This is a genomic window from Chryseobacterium vrystaatense, from assembly GCF_000737765.1.
GTDB classification, from domain to species: domain Bacteria; phylum Bacteroidota; class Bacteroidia; order Flavobacteriales; family Weeksellaceae; genus Chryseobacterium; species Chryseobacterium vrystaatense.
Map to the genome: position 1 here is coordinate 134,621 of NZ_JPRI01000004.1, position 23,802 is coordinate 158,422.

Genomic DNA, 23,802 nt, shown 5'->3' on the forward strand with positions numbered 1-23,802 from the left:
CCATAGTTGATTGAAAGAGGCCGTCCAAAATGGACGGCCTCTTTTTTTTAAAATGATTACCTTTGACGCTTGTAAGAAGGACGTAGTATTTGGCAGCAGTGTTGAAGATCTGGACGTAGATAGTTTATCCAGATCCGGTATTTTTACCAATCATAACACATTACCGGTTGTCATCTGAAATTCTTTATTCTATAAGTAAAATTTAAATAAATCTCATTGAATCATGCAGGTAAGCTCATCCCCTGGCATTTCTCGTACTGTAATTTGGCTCATGGCTGTGATTTCGGGTCTTGTGGTCGCCAACAATTATTATAACCAACCTTTATTGGGGCTTATTTCGAAAGATCTGAATGTTTCTGAAAGTGCAGCAAGCAAAATTTCTGTACTTACACAGATAGGATATGCTTTAGGATTGCTGTTAATTGTCCCTTTGGGAGATAAATTCTTCCGTAAGAAATTAATTCTCATCGATCTGTTTTTGGTTTTTGGTTCATTATTGTGGATGACTTTTGCTACCCAGCTGTGGATGCTATATGCCGCAAGTTTACTGATTGGGGTCACTTCAGTAATCCCTCAGCTATTTATACCTATTGCTGCTGAGCTATCCTCTGATAAGGAAAAATCTTCCAATATCGGAACAGTGATGTCCGGGTTATTATTAGGGATTCTTTTATCCAGATTTATAGGAGGAATAGTAGGTGATGTGTGGGGTTGGAGAGCCATGTTCGGAATTGCAGCAGGGCTGATGATCCTGGTGTGGCTGGCGGTATACAAAATGCTTCCCGAGATGCAGCCTAATTTTAAGGGAACATACAAAGAATTGATGCGTTCTGTCGCTCATCTGGCTAAAACACAGCCCATATTACAGCTCGCTTCATTCCGTGGGGCGATGGCATTTGGATCTATGTGTGCTTTATTTACGACCCTGGTATTTCATATGGAAAAACCTCCTTTTAATGCAGGTTCTTCCGTAGTGGGAAGTTTTGGACTGGCTGGTGCGGTAGGAGCATTGGCTGCAGCGAAAGTAGGGAAACTTCAGAAATATCTGGATATCAACCGCATCATACTGTATTCACTTTTTATTGTGGTAGGAAGCTGGGCTTTTACCTATTTTGCTGGCGAAACCTACTGGGGATTAATCGTCGGTGTTATTCTGGTTGATCTTGGGGTTCAATCCAGCCATATTATGAACCAGACCAATTATTTCCTGATTAAATCCAATGCTGTAAACCGGTTAAATACCGTGTATATGGTATCTTACTTCATTGGAGGATCGCTCGGAACCTGGCTGGCTTCTCTGGCCTGGCAGTATGCACAGTGGTCTGGTGTATGTTTTGTAGGAGCATCTTTCGGAATACTTGCAATTATTGCGCACGTACTGTTCTGCAATAAAGTAAATAACGCCTCTCAATCTTAACTTTAATTTTCTTTGCTAGATTGAGCTGTTCCGTTATTTCCCTGAACTAATTCCTTGTGCTTATTTCCCCATTTTTCGAGCTCTTCCCATATTGGGATCAGCTCTCTGGCTATATTGGTGAGTTCATAATCTACTCTTGGCGGAACTTCTGCATGCACAGTTCTTTTGACGAGACCTTCTTTTTCAAGCTCTCTCAGCTGGAGGGTTAGCATTCTTTCAGTGATTCCACAGATCCTGTCACGGACTTCACTGAAACGCAGTTTTCCATCTTTTAATCTATTTAATATCAATAGTTTCCATCTTCCGCCAATCTTACAGACTGCATAAGAAAGGTCACATTCCTGTATGTACTTTTTATTGATGTTATTCGTTGAATTTTCCTTTATTTTCCCCATAGCTTACAAATTTGTTAGTACCATACAATTCGTTGTATACAGTGCAAATGTAAGGTTTGAAATTTAATTTTGTCCTCAGAAACTGAAAAGAAAGATCAGTTCGGGAACAATAGCGCTCACGTTCCCTGTACAAAGAGTAACAGAAAAAATAAAAAGTTATGGAACTAACATCATCAATAAACCAAATTGTCAGTCATTTAGGAAAAATACAGTCATTCAACGCACAGAATCCTTTAGATGATACCAGAAAATATCTTGAAGCCATGTCGCTTCAGCTTAGCGGTAAAAAAGAATCCGTTTCCGTGATAGAAGAATTGAATGTTCCGTTGGAAAATCATCAGATTCCAATCCGTATCTACCGTCCGAAAGGGAAGAATATTCAAAAATCATCAGCTATTATTTACATCCATGGAGGATGGTTTATAGCCGGAGGTTTCGAAACCCATGATGCTGTCGTAAGGAAATTAGCCAATACTACAGGATCAGCTGTCATCTTCGCAGATTATCGACTGGCCCCGGAACATCCTTTTCCTGCAGGATTAAATGACTGCATCGACATCGTAAAATGGACTGTTGAAAATGCAGAATCTCTTGGAATTGATCCGGATCAGATCGGAATTATAGGCGATAGCGCGGGAGGAGCCCTTGCAACAGGTGTTTCAACACAGGTAGGAGAGTTTCTTCAATTTCAGGTGCTGATCTATCCTGCAGCAGATAACAGGCTTAATACAAAATCATGGGAAACCTATGAAAACGAACCTGTTTTAAACAAAGAAGGCGGTATTCAGGCTTGGAAATGGTATCATCCTGAAGGCGATACTAATCCCAATCCTTTGGCGGCTCCGATTCTGATAAAAGATTTTAAAAATACACCAACTACATTGGTTCTCATCGCAGAACATGATGCTTTAAGAGATGAAGGAGAAGAGTTGGTGCAGCATATGAAAGACGCAGGAGTTCCTGTTAGTACCAGCTTTTATAAAGATATGGTTCATGGCTTTATGCATATGGGAGAGGTTCTGAGCGAAGTACAGTACGCTGTCAATGAAATAGCTGCTTTTGCCCAGCAACATCTTGAAACGGTCGAAAAATAGGGATGAAGAAGTACGCATATATAGGATGTTTGGGATTCATTGCAGTAATTACTACGGAATTTGGAGTGATAGGAATCCTGCCCCAGATTGCTGAGCATTATCAGATTGGAATCGACAAAGCCGGCTGGCTGCTCAGTGCTTTTGCATTGATCATTGCGTTGACAGGACCTTTCATGACCTTGTTTATGTCCGGATTTGACAGGAAGAAAGTCATGTTGGCAGCCATTGCCATATTTCTGTTTACGGCTGTTGTTTCTGCGATGTCTCCACCTTTCTGGCTTTTGATGCTGGTAAGAATACTTCCTGCATTTTTACAGCCGGTATATATTGCAACAGCTTTATCTGTTGCTGTATCCGGTTCAGATAAAAAAGATGCGAACGGGCTGATGGGAATTGTCTTTATGGGAGTGGCCCTTGCAATGGTTACTACAGTACCTTTTGCAACCTGGCTGGCCAGTTTATGGATATGGGAATCATCATTCATCATTCAGGGAGTGGTCAGCACGATAGCTTTGGCTGCTATCTATTTCCTCCTTCCAGCAATGCCCGTGAAAGAAAAAAAATCTTACAAAAGTCAGCTCACCATTTTAACGAAGCCGACTTTTATCATCAGCACGGCCATGAATTTTTTCATGATAACAGCCTGGTTTTCTACCTACAGCTATTTTGCAGATTATCTGAATAAAGCGAAAGGAATGGATGGAACTATGGTAAGCTATATGCTTTTTCTGTTTGGGATCATTGGTGTTTTTGCCAACTGGATCGCAGGAAAAATGCTGAGCTGGAATGTAGCCAAAACAACCGCTCTCTTTCTTTCAGGTACTGTAATTATGCCATTTCTCCTGTATTTCTCAGGAGACAGTCTGCCGGCAAATATCATCAGTATAGCCGTATGGGGATTCCTGTATTCTCCAAGTTTCCAGAATGCATCTACCTATATGATCTCTTCTGTACCGAATTCTCTGGAGTTTGCCAACAGTTTGGCGACCTCTTTCGGGAACTTAGGGGTAACGCTTGGAACTACATTGGGTGGATGGATGATTGTGGCTAAAGGAGCTGCTTACAATCCATGGATTGGCCTTGTATTTGGCTTATTGGCTTTTATCATGATTGTATGGAGAAGTTTTTTGGAGAAAAAGACTGAAAAACCAAATATAGTTATTCCCTATCACTGATATAGTGTAACAAATTTTGTTACATTGGCGAAAAGCCTTAATTTTGATGACATCAATAATTAAAATCAGTACAATGAAAATAGAAATATGGTCGGATGTTATGTGTCCGTTCTGCTATATAGGAAAACATAATTTTGAACAGGCTCTTGAAAAACTTCCGTTCAAAAATGAAATAGAGGTGGAGTGGAAGAGTTTCCAGTTAGATCCCACCTTAGATGCTGCAAAACCTCAGAATACCATCGAGTATTTTAGACAGAAAAAAGGACTTCCTGCAGATCAGGCGTCCCAAATGATTGGTCAGGTAGCGCAGGTTGGAAAAGGAGCAGGAATCGATTTTAATTTTGAAAAAGCTTTGATCATCAATACTTTTGCTGCCCATAAATTACTTCATCTTGCCAAAAAATACGGTAAATCGGATGAAATGGAAGATGCACTTTTTAAAGCCCATTTTACCGAAGGGAAAAATGTAGGAGATATCGAAGAACTTGTTTCCCTTGCCGGAAATTCAGGTATTGATAAAGATGAAGCAAGAGAAGTTCTTACAACGGATCAGTTTGATTATGACATCAATCAGGATATTCAGGAAGCCAAAAACAATGGTATTTCCAGTGTTCCTTTCTTTGTTTTGAATGGAAAATATGCAGTATCAGGAGCACAGCCTTCTGAAGTCTTTGCCGATGCTCTTCAGCAGACTTACCAAGAAACAGTAAGTCCGTTTAAAAATCTTTCTCAGGAAGGAGGCGCTTCATGCGATACTGATGGATGCAGTATTTAAATAATTTTAATTTCATTTTTTAAGTTAAAAAAGAGAATTAGCATATTCGATATAAAACACCTCAAAACGGGGTGTTTTTATCGTTAAAAGGTTTCATAAAAAAGTATGTTTTATCTGTTCAATGCTTATTTTTGTTTAAATATTTACGCTCAATGATAAAAATCAACGCCGAAGCTCATTATCCTGTTTCAGAAACCCTGTTTGTCTTTGCCTTAGATTCAGAAGCCGGGAAAGCTTTCGATGACAAAAATAAATTGGTGACAGGCATAGGAAAAGTAAATGCAGCTATAGAACTTACCCGGGAAATTCATTTCAGAAAACCTAAACTGATCATCAATCTCGGCTCGGCAGGAAGTAAAAACTTCAGCAAAGGTGAGGTGGTGTGCTGTACAAAATTTATTCAGCGGGATATGGATGTAAGAGGCCTTGGTTTCAGTCTTTATGAAACTCCTTTGTCGGGAATTCCACCTGTTTTGGAATATGGTCTCCAGATGAACGGTCTTGAAGTAGGAATCTGCGGAAGCGGGGACAGTTTTGAGATGAATCATTCGGAAACAGATTATAATATTGTAGATATGGAAGCATATCCGCTTGCCCTGATTGCTAAAAAAGAAAATATACCTTTTCTCTGTTTGAAGTATATTTCCGATGATGCAGGAAGTGACGCAGCAGATGACTGGGCAGTTCAGGTCCATCTGGCTTCTGAAGCTTTTAAAAAATTATTATTTTAACAAAAAAGAAAAATGGCATCTATTATCATTAATACAGCTTCAACTGAAGATTTTGAAACTATACAGAGCCTGGGCAGACAGACTTTCTCAGAAACCTTTGCAGAAAGTAATTCTGAAGAGGCCATGAAAACTTATCTGGAAGAAAGTTTTAATACGGAAAAAGTAAAGTCGGAACTCAATAATCCCGATTCTCATTTCTTTATCGCATGGGAAGAGGATAATCCTGTCGGCTACCTTAAATTGAATTCCGGAGCAGCACAAACCGAACTGAAGGATGATGATACATCTCTGGAAATAGAACGTATTTACGTCAAAAAAAGTCATCATGGGCAAAAAGTAGGGCAATTGTTGTATGACCAGGCATTGGAAAGCGCTCAAAGTTTTGGCAAAAATTATCTTTGGCTTGGCGTATGGGAAAAGAACCTGAGAGCATTGAACTTTTACAGGAAAAACGGTTTTGAAGAGTTTGGAACTCACACGTTCAGACTGGGAGATGATGATCAGACTGATCTGATGATGAAGAAAATTTTAGATTAATCCCCTAGTTTTGAGAGAACTTTTAGAACAGATCAATAGCTACTATCCATTGTCGGAAGAAACAGTTGGAGCGATGGTCAATATATGTACAGAAGAGAGATTTCGAAAAAATGAACTTCTTCAGGAGGCAGGAGCAGTGGCCAGATATTATTATTTCATTAAATCAGGGCTTGTAGGGTATTATACTACTGATGAGCAGGGAGATTCCATTTACAAGATTTTCTTTGAAGAAAAGAGTTTTGTGGCTTCCACCGCTGCAATTATTAAAGGGGAACTCAGTGATTTTAATATTGTTGCGCTGGAGGATTGCTCAGTTATCAAATATCCTGTAAAAGCTTTCAGAGAGCTGATCGTTCAATACCATGATCTGGCACTGTTTCAGATCAGTTATCTGGAAAAAAACTGGGTGGTAAAAAAAGAACCGTTAGAAATTTCATTAAAACATGAGACCGCCAAACAGCGCTATCTCCAGCTTTTGGAAAACAAATCGCTTTATAACAGACTGAAACAGCATCATATTGCTTCTTACCTGGGTATTACGCCCACTCAGCTAAGCCGAATAAAAAAAGAAATAAAATGATAAAAGCTTCAACATATGTTGAGGCTTTTTGATTGTATCGGCCGCATCTTTGCAACAGAAAATGAACATAGATCAAATCAGAAGCAGATTAAAATGGCTTAAATTATAGATATCTATGGTTCGTAAATTAAACAGGAACATATGAAAAATTCAGCAAGTATTGTATGTGTATTGATGATATCTGCACAACTTTCAGCACAAAAGGTCATTCATAAGGAGGTGTATAGTGCCAAAATGAACAGGAATATCAAGACCATTGTTATCACGCCTGATATACAACAGGGAGCTGCTTATCCATCTGTGTATATTCTTCATGGCTACAGCGGAAATCCGGACAGGACCATCAAACAGGATATTCCGGATTTGGTTCAGAAGGCACAGGAACTTCAGATGATTTATGTATTGCCCGATGGAAATTTTGATTCATGGTATGCCGACAGTCCCTTGATCAGAGGGTCACAGTATCAGACTTTTATCGGGCAGGAGCTGGTGGACTATATTAATAAAAACTATCCGGTGAAAAATGACAGAAAATTCCGGGGGATCGTGGGTTGGAGCATGGGAGGCTATGGCGCAGTAAATATTGGCACCACCTACAGTAAAACATTTGGTATTGTGGGAAGTTCATGTGGCGCTTTGGATTTTAACTCCTTCGGCGAAGGCTATATAAAATACCAGGTCGGCAAAGTATTGGGACCTTTGATTTCATTAAACCCTAAATTTTTGACAGATAATAAGGTTAAATTAATGTCATCTGCAGACCAACGTTATATCTTTGACTGTGGGACGGAGGACACACAGATGATTGCAATGAACAGAAACTTTCACAAAAAACTGACTGATCTTAAAATTCAACACCTGTATATAGAATCTTTAGGGGCACATGATGATCAGTACTGGAGCAGATCACTATCTGAACAGCTGACTTTATTTGATCAATTTTTTAAGCATTAAAATCAACTTTATTTAAATGTGTTTATTTGTCTTTAAACTAAATACTTAAGTAGTGTTGGTTAAAGTTATTGTGGATTTCTTTTTTTTCCTTCATCGATCAAAAACTTTTCTGGTAGTATCTTGTATGCCGGGAAAGTTTTTTTTATAGCAGTATTTGGGTTCTCACCTTTTCTAAATTATTTTCTACATTTCATAAAATTTTCTGTAACATTCTTTAAGCTTATGGATTTATAAGGTATATGGATTTTGAAAACTTATATCAGCAGTACTCACCCAAAATATTCAGGTTATGCCATGGATATTTTAACGATGTGGATATGGCTAAAGATATTACGCAGGAAACATTCATTACGGTATTTGAAAACCTGGGATCTTTAAAAAATACGAGCAATATTCCCGGATGGATCTTCAGGATCGCAACCAATAAATGTCTTAGACAGATCGAGAATGAAAAAAGGAATCAAACCGTGACAGATTATAATTTCACAAAAATCGAAGCTTCCGAAACACTTCATGAAGATGAGAAATTGGTCAGGCTGAGAAATTGTATCAAAGAACTTTCTGAAATTGACCGTTTGATCATCGGACTTTACCTGGAAGATGTTGCTCAGGAGAAGATCGGAGAGATCATTGGCATCAATCATTCTAATGTAAGGGTCAGAATACACCGGATCAAAGATGTTTTATCAAAAAAAATGAAAACCGATGAACAATAGTTTTGAAGATATAAAAGACATCTGGCTTTCTGCGCAAAGCCGGGTTCCTGATATTGATCTGGTAAAAGAACAGATTTCAAATCTCAGAAAAAAGAAAAATGCTCAGGTGATGCGCTGGTATATTTCTGTGAGTGCATTTGCCCTGCTGATGATCTTTTACGTGATCTATACCGACAAACTGAACAGCATTTATGAAAGCATCTCAGAATTTATTCTTTTGTTTACAGGCAGTTTTCTCCTGTATCATTCCTGGACATCTGTCAAATTTCATAAAAGTGAATATTTACTAAGCAGTCAGGAGTTTCTGCAGCATATGAAAAGCAAAGCGAATGGTCAGAATAAAAAAAGAATTATCGTAAACTGTTTCAGCTTATCACTATTTGTAACAGCTCTTTTTATCTATTCTTTTGAGAAAATAAGTGTATCAAATACAGCAATCACAGTAACCTTCCTATTGTTTTTATTCATCAATTTTTTGATCTGGATGGTGATCAGACCTTTGTATGAAAAGAAGAGCCGTGAAAAAACAGCTTCATTCATTTTGACTGCTGAAAAGCTTCTTCAGGATATCAATACCTAAAATATACCTTATTATGACAAGAAATTTTGTACTGCTGTTTGTAACAGCACTGTTTTCGCATGCCCTTTTGGGACAAACTAAAACCTTACAGCACAATGACGTAAAAAGAAAATACATCGTCTATATTCCAAAAGGATATGAATCTGCAGCTTCCCGGAGGTATCCCGTTGTTTTTAATTTCCACGGCGGTGGTATGACCCCGGTAGAACAAATGCTCTATACTCAAATGAATAAAACAGCAGACCGTCATGGTTTTATTACAGTTTACCCCAAAGGAATTAAAGAAGACTGGAATGTGGGTTTTGGAATGTCCTACAAAAAAGGCACGGATGATATCGGCTTTATAGAAACACTTCTTAACCAGATTGAAAAAGATTACAAGATAGACACCCAAAAGGTGTTTGCGGCAGGGTTGTCCAGAGGTGGATTTTTTTGCCACCGTATTGCGGCAGAACTCCCTCACAGATTTTCGGCAATTGCTACAGCAGGTGCTTCTGTACCGGATTCTGTAGCTTATTATCATAAAGACAGAAAAGAGATAGGAGTTTTGATGGTGCATGGCAAAGCCGATGCGGTTGTAGATTATACAGGAAAGAATAATGGATATTTTTCTGCTCCGAAATCCTATCAGTACTGGCAGACACAAGGGAATTCAAAAATAGGCAGAGAAAAAACGATCAAACATGATCCGGATAAAAGTGATAAAACAAGTGCTGAAATTATCGAGACAAAGACGGGAAAGAAATACGTTACCTTAATATCTATTGAAAATGGGGGTCATACCTGGCCCGGAGCCGATGATTTTAATATAGGACTTCCCATAGGACTGACTTCTAAAGAAATAGATTTCAATGAATATATGTGGGAATTTTTTAATAAGCAGGAACTTTAAACTATTAAAAAAACTTTCATCCAAAAATAAAAATCCTTTTTAAGCACAAGTCTTAAAAAGGATTTACTATAGATCATTTTCAGATATTACCTGAAATTTTTAAATATGCTTAAAGTTTTTACCCAAATGTTCTTCAATAACAAAGAACGGATCTTCTGTAAGCGTGTGAGCTCTCATTTCCATCAGACTTACTTTACTCATCATACGGAGCATGATTCTCCTTTCGCAACGGTGTTCTACACCGTCAACATTTCTTACACCTGCCCGGAAAGCTGATCTTCCGTGAGCACATAAATGGTTATTGACCAATATGACATCTCCTGCCTGAGGTGTGAAACCTGAATAAATAAGATCTCTTGCTTCTTCCCAAAATTCTGTCAGATGGCTGTGGGCATCATCAGTCTGCTTAATGCTCGGATTGAATAACTGTTCTGCGGCATCAAACCTCATAAAAGGCAGCTCATAGTTTCCATACAGAACGGCATCCAATGCTTCTTCTTCCTCTACATCTGTTTCCAGGTTGGCATCTTTCGGAATTTTGTACATACGCTCAAAAAGAGGTCTGAAATTTTCCCCGATAGATCCATGAGAACGTATTGAATATAGGGTAGAAGGTACCTGTTCTTCATTCCGGATATACATAAAACTTAAAAAATCAGCCTGATGTTTCAGGAAGGCATCTTCGGTATGTACATAAAGATCTGTTGCAGATCCTGATCCGGTCTGTGTTTCTCTCATTTTCTCGTCCGGGATGATCGCATGCATCAGTCCGCCTCCTTTACGCTGGGAATAATATTGTACCGGTTTGGAAGGGAGTGCGCCGTGGATCAGTGCACAGGCAAAACCGTAAATATTGAATTTGGAATAATCTGCAGATTGCCAGTTAGCCGGAGTATTTCCAATGTTTTCCTGATCAATGTCCATTAATCCCCTAAATACAAGGGCACCGTACTGATCTTTTGAAAAGTCGCTGGCAAAGTCAGCTGCTATATGTAGAATTCTTTCCGGTAAAAAGTAAGAAGCTAATTGATGAACGTGGGTAATGAAGTCTCTGTTTTCATAGCTGCCATATTTTCTCTGAAGATGCGCCGCTGCATCTTGTATCATTCTTCTTTCCTGAGAGGTGATCTCAATGACTCTGGGAAGTAGTTTTACCGCAGTAATACTGTCGTTATCTAAAATTTCTAGCGAATTCATTAAAAAAATATTTGGTGTGTGAATATAATTTTTATATTTGTTTTTAATTATTCTAAATAACAATAGCTTGTTCAAAATTATGAATAATTTATCAATCACCCAAAAAAAACTTGAGAAAATGCAAAAAATAAAAACTTGACTTTCAAGTATATACACCTATATACTATACAGAATTCACACAACTTATTGATTTAAAAAATCACCTTACAAATACCATATGAACAACAATCAAATGCCCGCCGGAGACATCCTGGGCGCTTCCTTACCTCACATTTCGGGGAATTTTGGAAATATTTTTCATACTGACAATTATGATCATTACCGTTCCGCTGTCGAAGAAACTTTGGACCTGGTAGGAACCTTTCTTCACAGAAACGACAAACCCTTCAGCGGAATAGAAGCCAAAGAAATGAAAGGCATGGTACAGCAGATAGACCTTAATCAAAAACTATCTTCGTATCAGGAGCTACTTGAAGAGGTAGATACTATATATGTAAAGCATGCGACTGCTTTTCACCTTCCCCAATACGTGGCACACCTTAACTGTCCTATCGTTATTCCGGCATTGGCAGGAGAAATCCTTGTCAGCGCCATCAATTCTTCTCAGGATACCTATGATCAGAGTGCCGGAGGTACCTTCATGGAAAGGAAACTCATCGACTGGACTGCTGAGCAGATAGGTTATGGTACTGATAGCGACGGTGTTTTCACTGCAGGCGGATCTCAGAGCAACCTGATGGGATTGGTAATGATGCGAGACTGCTTTTCTCAAAAAAGATACAACCATAATATTAAACTGGATGGTCTTCCTGCGGAAGCCGGGAGATTCAGAATTTTTGTTTCAGATAAATCGCATTTCAGTAACTTAAAGAATGCCTCTATTATGGGGTTGGGCGAAAAATGTATCGTTAAAGTTCCTACCGATGAAAGATTCTGTATGGACATCACTTTGCTGAAAAAATACATGAAGAGAGAAGAGCAGTTGGGGAATATTCCTATCGGAATTGTAGCAACTGCCGGAACTACTGACTTCGGAAACGTAGATCCACTGGAAGATATAGCCAATATTGCAGAGCATCACAATATCTGGATGCACGTAGACGCAGCTTACGGATGTGCCCTGTTATTAAGCGAAAAATACCGTCATCTTCTGAATGGTATAGAAAGAGCAGATTCGGTAACGATAGATTATCACAAATCTTTTTTCCAGCCCATCAGCAGCAGTGCTTTTATTGTGAAAAATAAAAGAGAATTAAGAATCCTGAAACACCATGCAGACTATTTGAACCCTGCAGAAATGGATGAAGAGGAAATCCCGGCCCAGATCAACAAATCCATTATTCAGAGTACGCGTAGATTCGATGCTTTGAAACTGTGGTTTACTTTAAGAATGATGGGCAAGGATCAGCTTGCAGAATATACAGATACTGTCATAGATCTCACTAAAGATGTAGCATCTATGATCGCCGAAAATCCACATTTCGAACTGCTTTCCGATACAGATCTGAGCGTTCTGGTTTTCCGTTATATCCGATCTGATGTGGGGGACCTGAATGCTTTGAATCAATATATCAAGATGAAACTGTTTTACAGTGGAGAAGTTTTGGTAGCCAGCACCAAAGTGGATGGAAACTTCTATCTGAAGTTTACTTTCCTTAATCCTATAACGACCACAGAAGATGTTCACCAAATTTTAAATAAAATAAAAGCACATGGAGAAGACTTTGGTACAGCAAACTAAGCTTACACAGAAAGCAGAGGAGATCACAGTACGGATTCTTCTGAATGGAATGCTCCGGGAACTTGGAAACGGAAAATTTTATCAGGGAGTTCCCAAATATGACGCTCTTACTGCTCTGGCACTGGAAAACAGTACATATCCATTACACATACGATTTGAATTAAAGAAAAGCGGGATCTTTTTATTTGCTCCCGTTGCTTACCGTTCCGAAAGTACTTTCCATGATTACGGAAAGACTTTATGGGTGGTGGATCATCAGAATCAAAAGGTTTTCGAACCGGATGTTGATCAGCTGACCGCACTGGTTTACCGCGAACTTTCCGGGCAGTTCAATGAAAAAGGTTTTGAACTGTTTACGAAAAGGATTCACAGCAGCTTAAGAAACCTTGAAATGATCATGAAAGAAGGTTTGCAGGATAAAGATGCTTTAACCTATTCTTTTCTGGAATCCGAACAGCATCTTCCGGTAGGACATAACCTCCATCCTTTTACAAAAGCCAGAATGGGGTTTTCGAGAGAAGAACAGCTTCTGTACGGTCCGGAATTCAATAAAGGGATTCAACTGGAGTATTTCCTGGTACACAAAAGCTGTGTTCTTGAAAATTCAGTTTTAGATCAGCCTTACAGTGAATTTTTACAAAGTATCGTTTCATTACCTGAAGATATCGAACAGAAATACCTTAACGAAGGTGAAAAGCTTTCTGATTTCTATCCTGTTCCGTGTCATCCCTGGGAAGCCAATTATCTTTTGTCTGTCGAAGAGGGCGCCGCAATGATTAAAGACCGGACTTTAATCCATATGGGAGCTTTTGGAGAAGAATTTTATTCAACATCTTCTATCAGAAGTATGTACAGTCCAAATATTCCTTGGATGCCTAAGTTTTCTTTAAATGTTCTTTTAACGGGATCGATAAGAATCAATACGGAGAAAGACTTAAAAAGAGGGTATGCATCTGCCTTATGGCGTAAGCATGCAGGATATTCGTTTGAAAAGGATTTTAATCAGTTCAGGTTGCTTTTGGAACCTGTGACCTTAGGTGTTTATCATCAGGATAAAAACAAAGAAAGTCTTAATCTTCTGATCCGCGAAAATCCATTTTTGCCGGAAGATAAAATATTATTGCTGGCAAGGCTTTGTCAGGACGAGCCTGCAGACGGACAGAATTTTATCCAGCAGTTCTTTAAAGATGTTTCGGAAAAACTGGGAACGGGACTTGAAGAATCTGTGACTACCTGGTTTGCAAAATATGTTCAGCTACTGATTGCTCCTTTAAATCATTTATACAGCCAATACGGAATGGCTCCTGAGGCTCACCAGCAGAACCTTCTGATTCAACTGGATGAGCAACTGCTGCCACAGACTCTTTTTGTAAGAGACGCACAGGGCTATCTACTGAGAGAAAGCTCAAGGGATCAATACACAGATCTTTCAAAGGATTATCCTGAAATTGAAGATCTTTTCATCAGGGATGAACGTCTTTTAGATATAATCTCTTATCATGTTTTGGTGAGCAACCTTTCAGCATTGGTTGCATCATTAGGAAAAACGGGATGGATTAAAGAAAAAACACTGATCAATATTCTGCATAACGAATTTGAACAGATTCATCACGAAATGCCGTCAGATTTCACCAGATATGCACTTAAAAACCGTCATTGGGGAACTAAAACCAACTTTAAGGCTGTCGCTAATGAAATCGATGGGATCACAAGTGCTGCCGCTATTTCTTATGCTAAAGTTCCGAATCTTCTTCACCAGTATTATTTCTCAGATCAATTGATTCATCCAAAAGGAAAAGAGGTTTTCTTCAAGCGTTATTTCCAGAAGGATGATGTGACCATCACCATGAGACCGATGGATCTAGATGAAGATCTTGAAATGCTTCATGAGTGGTTTAACCGTGAACACGCTGTCAAAATCTGGCAGATGAACTGGCCGATCGACGAGCTGGAAACATATTACCGTTTGATGCTGCCGGGTGATGAGGCACACAGCTATATCGTGATGAGCAATGGTGAGCCTTCCTGTAATATTGAGGTATACTGGCCATGCAGAGATATAGTGGGAGATTACTATGATGTGCTTCCAACCGATTACGGAACGCACCAGTTTATTGCACCAACAGACCCGAAGAAGAAATATGTTTCTCCTTCCACACAGTCTATGGTAGATTATGTATTTGGCCAGCCGGAAGTTGGAAAAATGGTCGGTGAAGGCTCTGTAGATTCTCTGGCATCTATGATGAACAAGGCTCATGTCGGATTCAAAGTAGATAAAGTCATTGAAATGCCGCACAAAAAAGCCAACCTGAACTTCTGCTACAGAGAATGGTATTGGGAAAAATTCCCTCAGAACAAAGATGTACAATTCACCGTAAAAATCACTGAACATGAATAATGAAAACATATACAACGTGATCGGAATAGGGATCGGCCCCTTTAATTTGGGACTTGCCGCCTTATCCAATCCGATTTCTGAATTAAAAACCCTTTTTCTTGATCAGAGAGACGGCTTCGACTGGCATCCCGGATTAATGATCGATCATGTAACACTGCAGACTCCTTTTCTGTGCGACTGTGTATCCATGGCAGATCCTACAAATCCTTTAAGCCTTCTGAACTATCTGAAAGAAACCAACAGGCTGTACAAATTCTTTATCAGGGAAGATTTTTTCATTCCCCGTAAAGAATATAACCGGTATTGCCAATGGGTGGTAAGTCAGCTGCCACAGTGCCGTTTTTCAACAAAGGTTGTAGATATTGTGTATGAAGATGGACTATACATCATTACAGCCATTGATACTAAAACTAATGAAACAGAAATCTTTAAAACAGAAAGACTGATTCTTGGAACAGGTACACAGCCACACCTACCTTCGTTTATTCCGAAAGAGGATTCACGTATTCTTCATACGAGTTCTTATCTGTACCGTAAAGAAGAACTTCTGGCTCAGGGTAAAAAAATTGCGGTAATCGGTTCAGGACAGAGTGCGGCAGAGGTTTTTTATGATCTGTTACAAAGCCGTGACGAAGATACCCACTTAGGATGGTATTCACGTCCGGACCGTTTCTTTCCGATGGAGTATTCAAAGCTGACTTTGGAACTTACTTCTCCTGATTATGTAGATTATTTTTACAGCAGGGATGAAGCGGCAAGAAAATCAATATTAAGTAAGCAGCAGGCACAGTTTAAAGGAATTAATTATGACCTCATCAACCAGATTTATGATTTCATCTATGATCTGAATATTGACAATGCTGATCCAAACCTTACCATCATTCCAAACAGTCAGCTAGACAGAGTAGACGATACCAATCCGGAACATTTAATCCTTCAATTCACACAGCTTGAGCAGGAAGTTCCTTATGAGCAGGAAGCTGATTATCTGGTGGTAGGTACAGGATACCGTTATCATGAACCTGCTTTTCTGAAAAATATTCAGTCGAGAATTAAAAGAGATTCCACAGGGTTATTTGCGGTCAACAGGAATTATTCCATAGACCATAACGGTGGTGAGATCTATGTGCTTCATGCAGAAGTACATACCCATAGCTATATTTCTACAGACCTTGGAATGGCTGCTTACCGTAACTCTTATATCATCAATGATATTTTGGGAAGAGAACATTACAAAATTGAAAAGAAAATCGCTTTTCAGGATTTTGATGTAGAAAAACATGCTGCAATGCCAACGGTCAAAATATAAAATAAAAATGAACACCAATTTAAATAATAATACAATCAGTCAGGAAATCTGGCTGCAGGCCAACAGAGATCTTATGGCCAAAACGATTGCGGAGTTAATGCATGAAGAACGGCTGAAACCCGTTTCCGTTACTCAGGATGAAGCAGGATTTACTGTTTTCAAACTGGAGACGGGAATCGAAAATATAGAATATATTTTCTGCGGACAGGAAAGGATGATGGATTACTGGCATATTAATACAGACAGTATTGTGAAAATAGAGAATGGCGTACCAACCTCAGCGCTGCATATTCCACAGTTCTTCCTTGAAATGCAGGCCGTGTTCGATCTGGATGCCAACACGCTGGCGAGATATACCGAAGAATTGCTGCATACTTTATATTGTGATGCGCTGATCTTATCCAGAGGCGTAATGTCTTCGAAAGATCTTGCTTCAAGCAATTATCAAACCGTAGAACATCAGATGACGGGACATCCCTGGGTGATCGTTAACAAAAGCAGATTGGGATTTTCTCCAACAGACCTTGAAACATTTGCTCCGGAAGCTGGAGAGAGTTTAAAAGTTTTGTGGCTGGCTGCCCATAAGGACAGATCAGCCTTCCAGTCGCTGGAGCATATTGATCAGGAAGAATTTTACCGCTCTGAAATTGGAGACGAATTGTATCAGGAGTTTCAGCAAAAACTGATCGGTACCGGGAAGTCTGTTGAAGATTATAATTTCATTCCGGTACATCCATGGCAGTGGGAGCATAAACTGAAAATTCATTTTGCAGGAGATATTGCATCTGATATCCTGATATTGTTAGGTGAAGGAAATGATGTCTACAGCCCGCAACAAAGCATCAGAACTTTGTATAACATCAATCATCCTGAAAAAAGATACCTGAAAACCGCAGTTTCTATTTTAAGTACAGGAAATATCAGAGGACTGTCGCCTAAGCAAATGAAAATTGCTCCTTCTATTACAGACTGGGTAAAAGGTCTGATCAAAGGTGATGCTTATCTGGAGACAAAAGGAACGATATTTTTAGGAGAAGAAGCTTCTATTGCTTATCTGCATCCTCAATACAGTGCGATTGCAGGGGTTCCTTATCAGTATAATGAATTTCTGGGAGCTTTATGGCGTGAGAGTGCTTCCGGTTATTTACAGGAAGACGAAGAAATGTTTACCATGGCTTCACTTCTTTTTGTAGACCAAAATGGAATTCCTTTGGTACAGGCTTTTGCAGAAAAAGCAGGAATTACCATCCAACAATGGATCACAGATTATCTGGATGCCTACCTTACACCGCTCCTTCACATTTATTATACTCATTCTCTATGCGTAACGCCTCACGGAGAAAACATTATGGTAGTCCTGAAAAATGGAGTGCCGCAGAGAATTGTCATCAAAGATTTTGTAGATGATATTGTGCTGACTGCAGAAGCAAGGGAGAAACTTCCAGATCATCTGGCAGACGGACTGATCCAGTCTTCCAACAAGGAAAACGTTCCGCTGTCTATTCTTTTGGGGGTTTTTGATGCGTTCTTCAGATATTTATCCAATGTTCTGCATACGCATTCCGATTTTCCGGAGGAAACCTTCTGGACTCTTGTTCATGAATGTATAGAGAATTACAAAAATCATAATCCTCATCTGAATGAACGCTATGAAAAGTATGATCTGTATGTTCCTGCATTCAAAAGATTTTACATCAACAGTCTGCGTTTGAAAAACAACGGATACAGTGAAAATAAAGCATTTGCTATTCCAAGGAAAGATGGCGCTCTGCCTAATCCTCTTTATCAGATTGCCAATAAAAACTCTGTAGCGGCTGTATGAGAAAGTTTCTGCATCTTGTAAAAGAAGGCTCTGTATTTGCGTACGGAGCTTTAGCGGGAAAAAAAGTAGAACTTACCTCAGGGAGCATCAACCGTTCTATCTTCAGTCTTGCCATTCCCATGGTGATGGAGTTGGTGATGGAATCTGTTTTTGTGAGTATCAATCTTTTAATCATTGCAAGATTAGGAGATAAGGTGCTTGGCCTTGTGGGAATTGCAGATAACTATATCAATTTTGCCAATGCGATTGCTATCGGATTGGGAATCGCTGCTGCAACACTTACAGCCAGGAGAGCCGGAGAAAAAGATCAGGAAGGTATGAGCCGGACCGCGCATTATATCATATTGCTGGCAGCTGCTTTTGCATTACTGATCGGCGGTCTGTCATTTGTTTTCGCTGGAGAAATCATCAGTTTTCTGGGGTTTAATACAGATATTGTAGTTAACGGGCTTCCGTTTTCCAAACTGGTCTTTCTGAGTATCGGTCTGGTGATTCTGCGTCTTTCCATCAATGGTCTCTTCAGGGGAGCAGGGGATGCGGATCTGGCGATGAAGTCACTTTGGCTGTGTCATATTTCCAGTATGGTCTTTGCCGTAATTCTTGTTTTCGGACTTGGTTTTATTCCTGCTTACGGATTAATGGGATTGGCTTATGCGACGGTATTATCCCGGTTACTGGCGGTTTTATATCAGTTCTATATTCTTCTTACACGCAAAACCAGCGTCAATATCCTGGTGAAATTTCATCTTGACCTGCCTCTAATTAAGAAGATACTGAAAATTACTTTTGGCGGGCTGGTTCAGTATATCATTCCTGCTTCAAGCTGGCTGATCATGGTTAAAATTATTGCAACCTTCGGCACGACTGCTCTTGCAGGATATATTATTGCCCAGAGGATTGCCTCTGTTGCAACAATGCCTGCCTGGGGAATTGGCAATGCTGCGGGAGTTCTTACAGGACAGAATCTGGGAGCCGGAAACCCGGACCGCGCAGAAAAAACGGTATGGAGAGCCGGAGGAATTAATATGACTTATCTGATAGCCGTCGCTATATTCTGGCAGTTCGCTGCAGAATATGTGGTGACCTTCTTCACGAAAGAAGCTGAGGTAGCACGCTATGCCGTTCAGTACATTCATGTGGTATCTATGGCTTATCTCTTATTAGGCTTTACAATGGTAATCAGCCGTGCCCTCAATGCGGCTGGTAATATTATGCAGGTAACCCTGCTGTACATGATCATGTTCTATGTGATTCAGCTTCCTTTAGCCTACCTGCTTGGGGTAAGGCTTCAATGGGAACTGAAAGGAATATTTACGGCTATCGTTTCCTCGGAAATTGTATTGGCTGTGTTGTTCTTAATGATCTTCAAAAATGGTAAATGGAAAACTATAAAAATTTAAAATGCACACAACAGACGAATTTTATGAAATTATCGCATCAGCAATCGCTGTAAAAAAAGAAATGGTAGACGAAAACCTAACGTATCAGGAAATCCCTGAATGGGACTCTATGTCGCATCTTCTGATTGTAGAAGCCCTGGAGCAGTTTTACCGTGTCAAGTTTGAATTTAACGACATCCTTGAAATGGGAACCGTCGGAAAGATCCGCGAAAAAATGAAAAAATACGACGTAGTCGTAGAAAACTAAGTATATGAAAATTTTAGAAAATGTAATTGCCAACAAAAACCTGGTGTTTACAGATGCTTCCAGCGGTGCCACCACACCGATTGGAACGCTGTACCGGTCTTTAGGCCTCAATCCGGTGGAAAAAGGGTTGATCTTTTTGTACAATGACAATCAGCTGCCCAGCATTGAGGTGCTCCTCAACTTTTATGGAACAGCACATGCCATTGCTGTTTTGGGACAGAAACTGCATCCTGAGTTTAAAGAACGTCTGGAAGCGGAATACCGTCCCAAATATATCTTTGATCCCTCCCGTGATGAGGTTCAGGGATATTCGTTAAAGGAGTTTTCAGAAACCGTGAAAATCTTTGCTAAAGAAGATTATCAGCCGGAGGTGGTCATTCATCCTGAAATCAAAATCCTGTTAAGTACTTCCGGAACCACCGGAGTTCCAAAACTGGTAAAACTTTCAGATGAAAACCTTTATCAGAATGCTGTGAGCATCCTTCAGTACATGCCCATACTGAAAACAGACGTAGTACCTCTCAACGTACCGGTTAATTTCGTGTACGGTTTTTCTATTTTTACCACCAACTGTATGCGTGCGGGAAGAATAGTCTGTACGGATAAAGATATCATGCAGAAAGCATTCTGGGACGAAATGGAGGAGTACGCGTACAGCACACTGGGAGGCGTTCCTTATCTGTACGAAAATCTTAACAGAATCGGATTCTTCAGAAAAGACAGCAGCAGTCTGAGATACATGACCCACACAGGAGGAGTGATCAATGCTGAATTGAGGAAAACCATCTTCAATTACTGCCTTGAGTTCGAAAAACAGTTTTTTGCCCAATACGGACAGACCGAGGCAGGCGGAAGAATGGCTTATCTTACGACAGACGGACTTCTTGAAGAAGAAACCTCTATAGGAACACCTGTACATGGAGGAAGCTTCCAGATCCATCCTGAAACGGATGAACTGCTCTTTTTACATTCAAGCATCAGCGGCGGCTATGCCAACAGGCTTGAAGACCTTTCCACTTACGAACAGCCTAAGCTTCTTCATACAGGAGATACGGGCAGAAGAGGGCAGAACGGACTGTATTATATCACAGGAAGAATCAAGAGGATCATGAAACTTTTCGGAATCCGTCTCAATCTGGATGAGGTAGAGTTTATTCTTAAAAATGAACTGGAAGGCAATACATTGGTTTGTCTTAACGGCAATGACAAAAAGATTATTGTCCTGTATGACAACATCGAAATAGATCCCCAGATCATTAAGGAAACCATTAAAAATAAGCTGCGTATCAATCCGCAGTACGTACGCACCGAACACATAGAATCATTTCCATTATCACAAAACGGCAAAATCAACTATCCACTGTTACAAAACTTACAGCATGAAAATATTTAAAACCCCTATATTACTTTTATTTCTTGTCGGTCTTCCACTCATTGTTTCTGCCCAGCAGAATGAACGCGTCAACGGAAAGATCATGCTGTCTGAAAAAGTGCCCGTGAAGAATGCGCTTTTAAGATTAGTTAATACGCCGTATCAGGCTAAGACCAACAGTTTAGGAGAATATTATTTTGATAATGTGCCGTCTGGAGAATATACGCTTCAGGTGGTTTTAAATGATATTGAATTAATGCGTGAGCATATCCGTATTGAAAAAGATGTCTTTGAAATTCCGGTGATTTATCCTGAAACAGAAAATAATGTCATTGAAGGAATTACAGTATATGCTGTAAGCAGAAACAAATTTCTGGATAGAGACAGTACTTCAATTTCTAAAATGCCTTTGAGAAACATTGAAAATCCTCAAATGTATACAAGCATCAACCAGCAGATTCTGAAAGAACAGTTGGTTTATGATATGTCTGACGCCTTAAAAAACGTACCGGGTATTGTGAAAATGCAGGGAAGTGCAGGTAGAGCGGGAGACGGAAGTTTCTACTACAATTTGAGAGGTTTTCCTACCAGAGTTTCTATGGTAGATGGTGTTCCTGCAACCACCAACTCGGAAATTGATCCGGCTGATATTGAGCGTATCGATGTGATCAAAGGACCTTCCGGAACTTTGTATGGGGGTGCGGTTAATTCTTTTGGGGGATTAATTAATGTGGTGACGAAAAAGCCTAAAGATTATTTCGGCGGAGAAGCTTCTTATCTTTTGGGAAGTTATAACCTGAACCGTGTGACGGCTGATGTATATGGTCCAATTACGGATTCAAGGAAGACTTTATTCCGTTTGAATGCAGCATACCAGTACCAGAACGGATTCAGAGATTCTGAATTCAGAAAATCTATGTTTGTAGCACCTACATTCAGCTACCAGGTGAATGACCGGTTAAAGTTTAATTTGGGAGCCCAGATTTACACCTATGAAGGAACGAACACGCCCATCATATTTTTACCAAGAAACAGAGCGTTTATCGCAAGAACTCCGGATGAACTTGGATATGACTGGAAAAGGTCTTATTCCAATAATGATATGAGCTTAAAGGCACCTTCTATCAACGTAAAAGCTGAGGTTAATTACAAAATTTCAGATCAGTGGAGTTCTCAGACTTTGATCTCGAGAAATTACAGGAAAACAGAAGGATTGTACCAGTATCAGTTCATGAGAGGAAAACTGGATAACATTTTAGAGCGTAATGTACAGTGGCAGAATGGCGAGGGAGCCTCTACCAGTTTTCAGCAAAACTTTAATGGGGAATTTAAAATTGGAAAAATCAAAAATAAACTTCTTATCGGTTTAGATTATTTAAACCAATCTTTGAATAATAACCTTTCTCCAATTGTGGCATTTGACAAGATTGATGGTACAAATATTACAGCACCCATTGGAGGGGAAGTGACAGGGATGTATGGAGTCATATCCAAAGATCTGGCACTTAAGAGAATACAGGAGGTTACTGAACTTGCGATCAAAGCGAATAAAAATCCCTTCGTAAGAAATACAGCATCAAGCAATATATATGGAGCTTATATTTCTGATGCGGTGTATGTTACAGACCGTTTGGTTGCTTTACTAAGTTTACGTTTTGATCATTATGAAAGCAATGGGCAGGTTGATCTAAATACCAATGCCAATACAGGAAAATTCAATCAGAATGCACTGTCTCCGAAATTTGGTTTATCCTATCAGATCCTCAAAGAACATTTGTCAGCATATGCCAACTATATGAATGGCTTCAGTAATGTGGTTCCGGTTGCACAGCCGCTTGCAGATTACAGTGGAGATTTTAAACCGCAGAGGTCTAATCAGTGGGAAGTGGGATTCAAAGGAAATCTTTGGAGAAACAGAGTGAATTTTACAGTAGGATATTATGATATCCTGGTTGACAATATGTTAAGAGCAGATATCGTGAATCGTGACGGGACACCCTATAATGTGACGATCCAGGACGGAGAGCAGAGAAGTAAAGGGATAGAAATTGAAACCATACTGAACCCTATTCAGGGTCTGAACATTATGGCAGGATATTCTTACAACGACAGTAAGTTTGTAAAAGCTGCTGCCAATGTAGATGGCCGTCGTCCTTCGTCTTCAGGTCCGGCTAATGTATTCAATTCATGGGTAAGCTATATATTGCCGATCAAAGGACTTTCGGGTCTGGGATTAGGTTTTGGAGTGAACCGTGTAGGTGAGCAGATTACTGTAGACAACTCAGCTACCGGACAGTTTATATTTCCTGCCTATACTTTAGTGAATGCTTCCGTATCTCTTGAAAAGGAAAGATACAGATTAGGATTTAAAATGAATAATTTAGGAAATGCGCAGTATTTCGCAGGGCAGGGTGTTATAGTTGCCCAAATGCCTCGTAACTTTGTGGCGGAGGTTACTCTTAAGTTTTAA

At 39.7% G+C, this 23,802-nt stretch carries 21 protein-coding genes; 19 read left to right on the forward strand and 2 right to left on the reverse strand.

Features of this window, described 5'->3' with window-relative positions:
• Positions 1 to 271 precede the first annotated feature (271 nt).
• Positions 272 to 1,417, forward strand: a complete 1,146-nt coding sequence (locus tag IW16_RS12600) for an MFS transporter (RefSeq protein ID WP_223878165.1) — start codon at positions 272 to 274, stop codon at positions 1,415 to 1,417.
• Between the two features lie 2 nt (positions 1,418 to 1,419).
• Here the strand turns inward: IW16_RS12600 and IW16_RS12605 are convergent, their stop codons facing one another.
• Positions 1,420 to 1,812: a winged helix-turn-helix transcriptional regulator gene (locus IW16_RS12605; protein ID WP_034744733.1), complete on the reverse strand. Its 393-nt coding sequence runs from the start codon at positions 1,810 to 1,812 to the stop codon at positions 1,420 to 1,422.
• Positions 1,813 to 1,970: 158 nt separating this feature from the next.
• On the opposite strand from IW16_RS12605, the gene IW16_RS12610 reads away from it, so the two are divergent.
• The 10 genes from IW16_RS12610 (at position 1,971) to IW16_RS12655 (ending at position 9,846) form a co-directional block, all read left to right on the forward strand.
• Complete coding sequence (locus IW16_RS12610) at positions 1,971 to 2,906, forward strand: alpha/beta hydrolase (protein WP_034744735.1); 936 nt, start codon at positions 1,971 to 1,973, stop codon at positions 2,904 to 2,906.
• Positions 2,907 to 2,908: 2 nt separating this feature from the next.
• The gene (locus IW16_RS12615; RefSeq protein ID WP_034744737.1) at positions 2,909 to 4,081 is read left to right on the forward strand and encodes an MFS transporter; all 1,173 of its coding nucleotides are present in this window, start codon (positions 2,909 to 2,911) and stop codon (positions 4,079 to 4,081) included.
• 73 nt (positions 4,082 to 4,154) lie between these two features.
• Positions 4,155 to 4,856 carry a DsbA family oxidoreductase gene (locus IW16_RS12620; RefSeq protein WP_034745298.1) on the forward strand — a complete coding sequence of 234 codons (702 nt, stop codon included), beginning with the start codon at positions 4,155 to 4,157 and terminating at the stop codon, positions 4,854 to 4,856.
• Between the two features lie 152 nt (positions 4,857 to 5,008).
• A complete protein-coding gene (locus IW16_RS12625; RefSeq protein ID WP_034744740.1) occupies positions 5,009 to 5,587 on the forward strand; it encodes a 5'-methylthioadenosine/S-adenosylhomocysteine nucleosidase family protein in 579 nt (192 codons plus the stop codon).
• A gap of 12 nt (positions 5,588 to 5,599) precedes the next feature.
• Positions 5,600 to 6,124 carry a GNAT family N-acetyltransferase gene (locus IW16_RS12630; RefSeq protein WP_034744743.1) on the forward strand — a complete coding sequence of 175 codons (525 nt, stop codon included), beginning with the start codon at positions 5,600 to 5,602 and terminating at the stop codon, positions 6,122 to 6,124.
• A gap of 10 nt (positions 6,125 to 6,134) precedes the next feature.
• Positions 6,135 to 6,704, forward strand: coding sequence for a Crp/Fnr family transcriptional regulator (locus IW16_RS12635; protein ID WP_034744747.1), 570 nt, complete (start codon positions 6,135 to 6,137; stop codon positions 6,702 to 6,704).
• A 141-nt stretch (positions 6,705 to 6,845) separates the two neighbouring features.
• Positions 6,846 to 7,658 carry an alpha/beta hydrolase gene (locus IW16_RS12640; protein WP_034744751.1) on the forward strand — a complete coding sequence of 271 codons (813 nt, stop codon included), beginning with the start codon at positions 6,846 to 6,848 and terminating at the stop codon, positions 7,656 to 7,658.
• A gap of 239 nt (positions 7,659 to 7,897) precedes the next feature.
• On the forward strand, positions 7,898 to 8,374 hold the full coding sequence (locus IW16_RS12645) for an RNA polymerase sigma factor (protein ID WP_034744753.1): 477 nt from the start codon (positions 7,898 to 7,900) through the stop codon (positions 8,372 to 8,374).
• Positions 8,364 to 8,954, forward strand: a complete 591-nt coding sequence (locus IW16_RS12650) for a hypothetical protein (RefSeq protein ID WP_034744756.1) — start codon at positions 8,364 to 8,366, stop codon at positions 8,952 to 8,954. The genes IW16_RS12645 and IW16_RS12650 overlap by 11 nt, the downstream gene beginning before the upstream one ends.
• 13 nt (positions 8,955 to 8,967) lie before the next feature.
• The gene (locus tag IW16_RS12655) at positions 8,968 to 9,846 is read left to right on the forward strand and encodes an alpha/beta hydrolase family esterase (protein ID WP_034744759.1); all 879 of its coding nucleotides are present in this window, start codon (positions 8,968 to 8,970) and stop codon (positions 9,844 to 9,846) included.
• A gap of 99 nt (positions 9,847 to 9,945) precedes the next feature.
• Here IW16_RS12655 and IW16_RS12660 read toward each other — a convergent pair whose 3' ends face one another.
• Complete coding sequence (locus IW16_RS12660; protein WP_034744762.1) at positions 9,946 to 11,043, reverse strand: Fe(II)-2OG oxygenase family protein; 1,098 nt, start codon at positions 11,041 to 11,043, stop codon at positions 9,946 to 9,948.
• 217 nt (positions 11,044 to 11,260) lie between these two features.
• Between IW16_RS12660 and IW16_RS12665 the strand changes: the two genes are divergently transcribed.
• From IW16_RS12665 to IW16_RS12700, 8 genes are read left to right on the forward strand one after another with little or no spacing between them, the layout of a single operon-like run.
• The gene (locus tag IW16_RS12665) at positions 11,261 to 12,784 is read left to right on the forward strand and encodes a pyridoxal phosphate-dependent decarboxylase family protein (protein WP_034744765.1); all 1,524 of its coding nucleotides are present in this window, start codon (positions 11,261 to 11,263) and stop codon (positions 12,782 to 12,784) included.
• Complete coding sequence (locus IW16_RS12670; protein WP_034744768.1) at positions 12,756 to 15,182, forward strand: GNAT family N-acetyltransferase; 2,427 nt, start codon at positions 12,756 to 12,758, stop codon at positions 15,180 to 15,182. Before IW16_RS12665 ends, IW16_RS12670 begins: the two co-directional genes overlap by 29 nt.
• Positions 15,175 to 16,491, forward strand: coding sequence for a lysine N(6)-hydroxylase/L-ornithine N(5)-oxygenase family protein (locus IW16_RS12675; RefSeq protein ID WP_051890190.1), 1,317 nt, complete (start codon positions 15,175 to 15,177; stop codon positions 16,489 to 16,491). Before IW16_RS12670 ends, IW16_RS12675 begins: the two co-directional genes overlap by 8 nt.
• A 7-nt stretch (positions 16,492 to 16,498) precedes the next feature.
• Positions 16,499 to 18,313, forward strand: a complete 1,815-nt coding sequence (locus IW16_RS12680) for an IucA/IucC family protein (RefSeq protein WP_034745299.1) — start codon at positions 16,499 to 16,501, stop codon at positions 18,311 to 18,313.
• Positions 18,310 to 19,713, forward strand: coding sequence for an MATE family efflux transporter (locus IW16_RS12685; RefSeq protein WP_034744774.1), 1,404 nt, complete (start codon positions 18,310 to 18,312; stop codon positions 19,711 to 19,713). Before IW16_RS12680 ends, IW16_RS12685 begins: the two co-directional genes overlap by 4 nt.
• Before the next feature lies 1 nt (position 19,714).
• Entirely contained in the window at positions 19,715 to 19,960 is a 246-nt protein-coding gene (locus tag IW16_RS12690) for an acyl carrier protein (RefSeq protein ID WP_034744777.1), read from the forward strand.
• Positions 19,961 to 19,964: 4 nt separating this feature from the next.
• On the forward strand, positions 19,965 to 21,353 hold the full coding sequence (locus tag IW16_RS12695; RefSeq protein ID WP_034744780.1) for an AMP-binding protein: 1,389 nt from the start codon (positions 19,965 to 19,967) through the stop codon (positions 21,351 to 21,353).
• Positions 21,340 to 23,802, forward strand: a complete 2,463-nt coding sequence (locus tag IW16_RS12700) for a TonB-dependent receptor (RefSeq protein WP_083536174.1) — start codon at positions 21,340 to 21,342, stop codon at positions 23,800 to 23,802. Before IW16_RS12695 ends, IW16_RS12700 begins: the two co-directional genes overlap by 14 nt.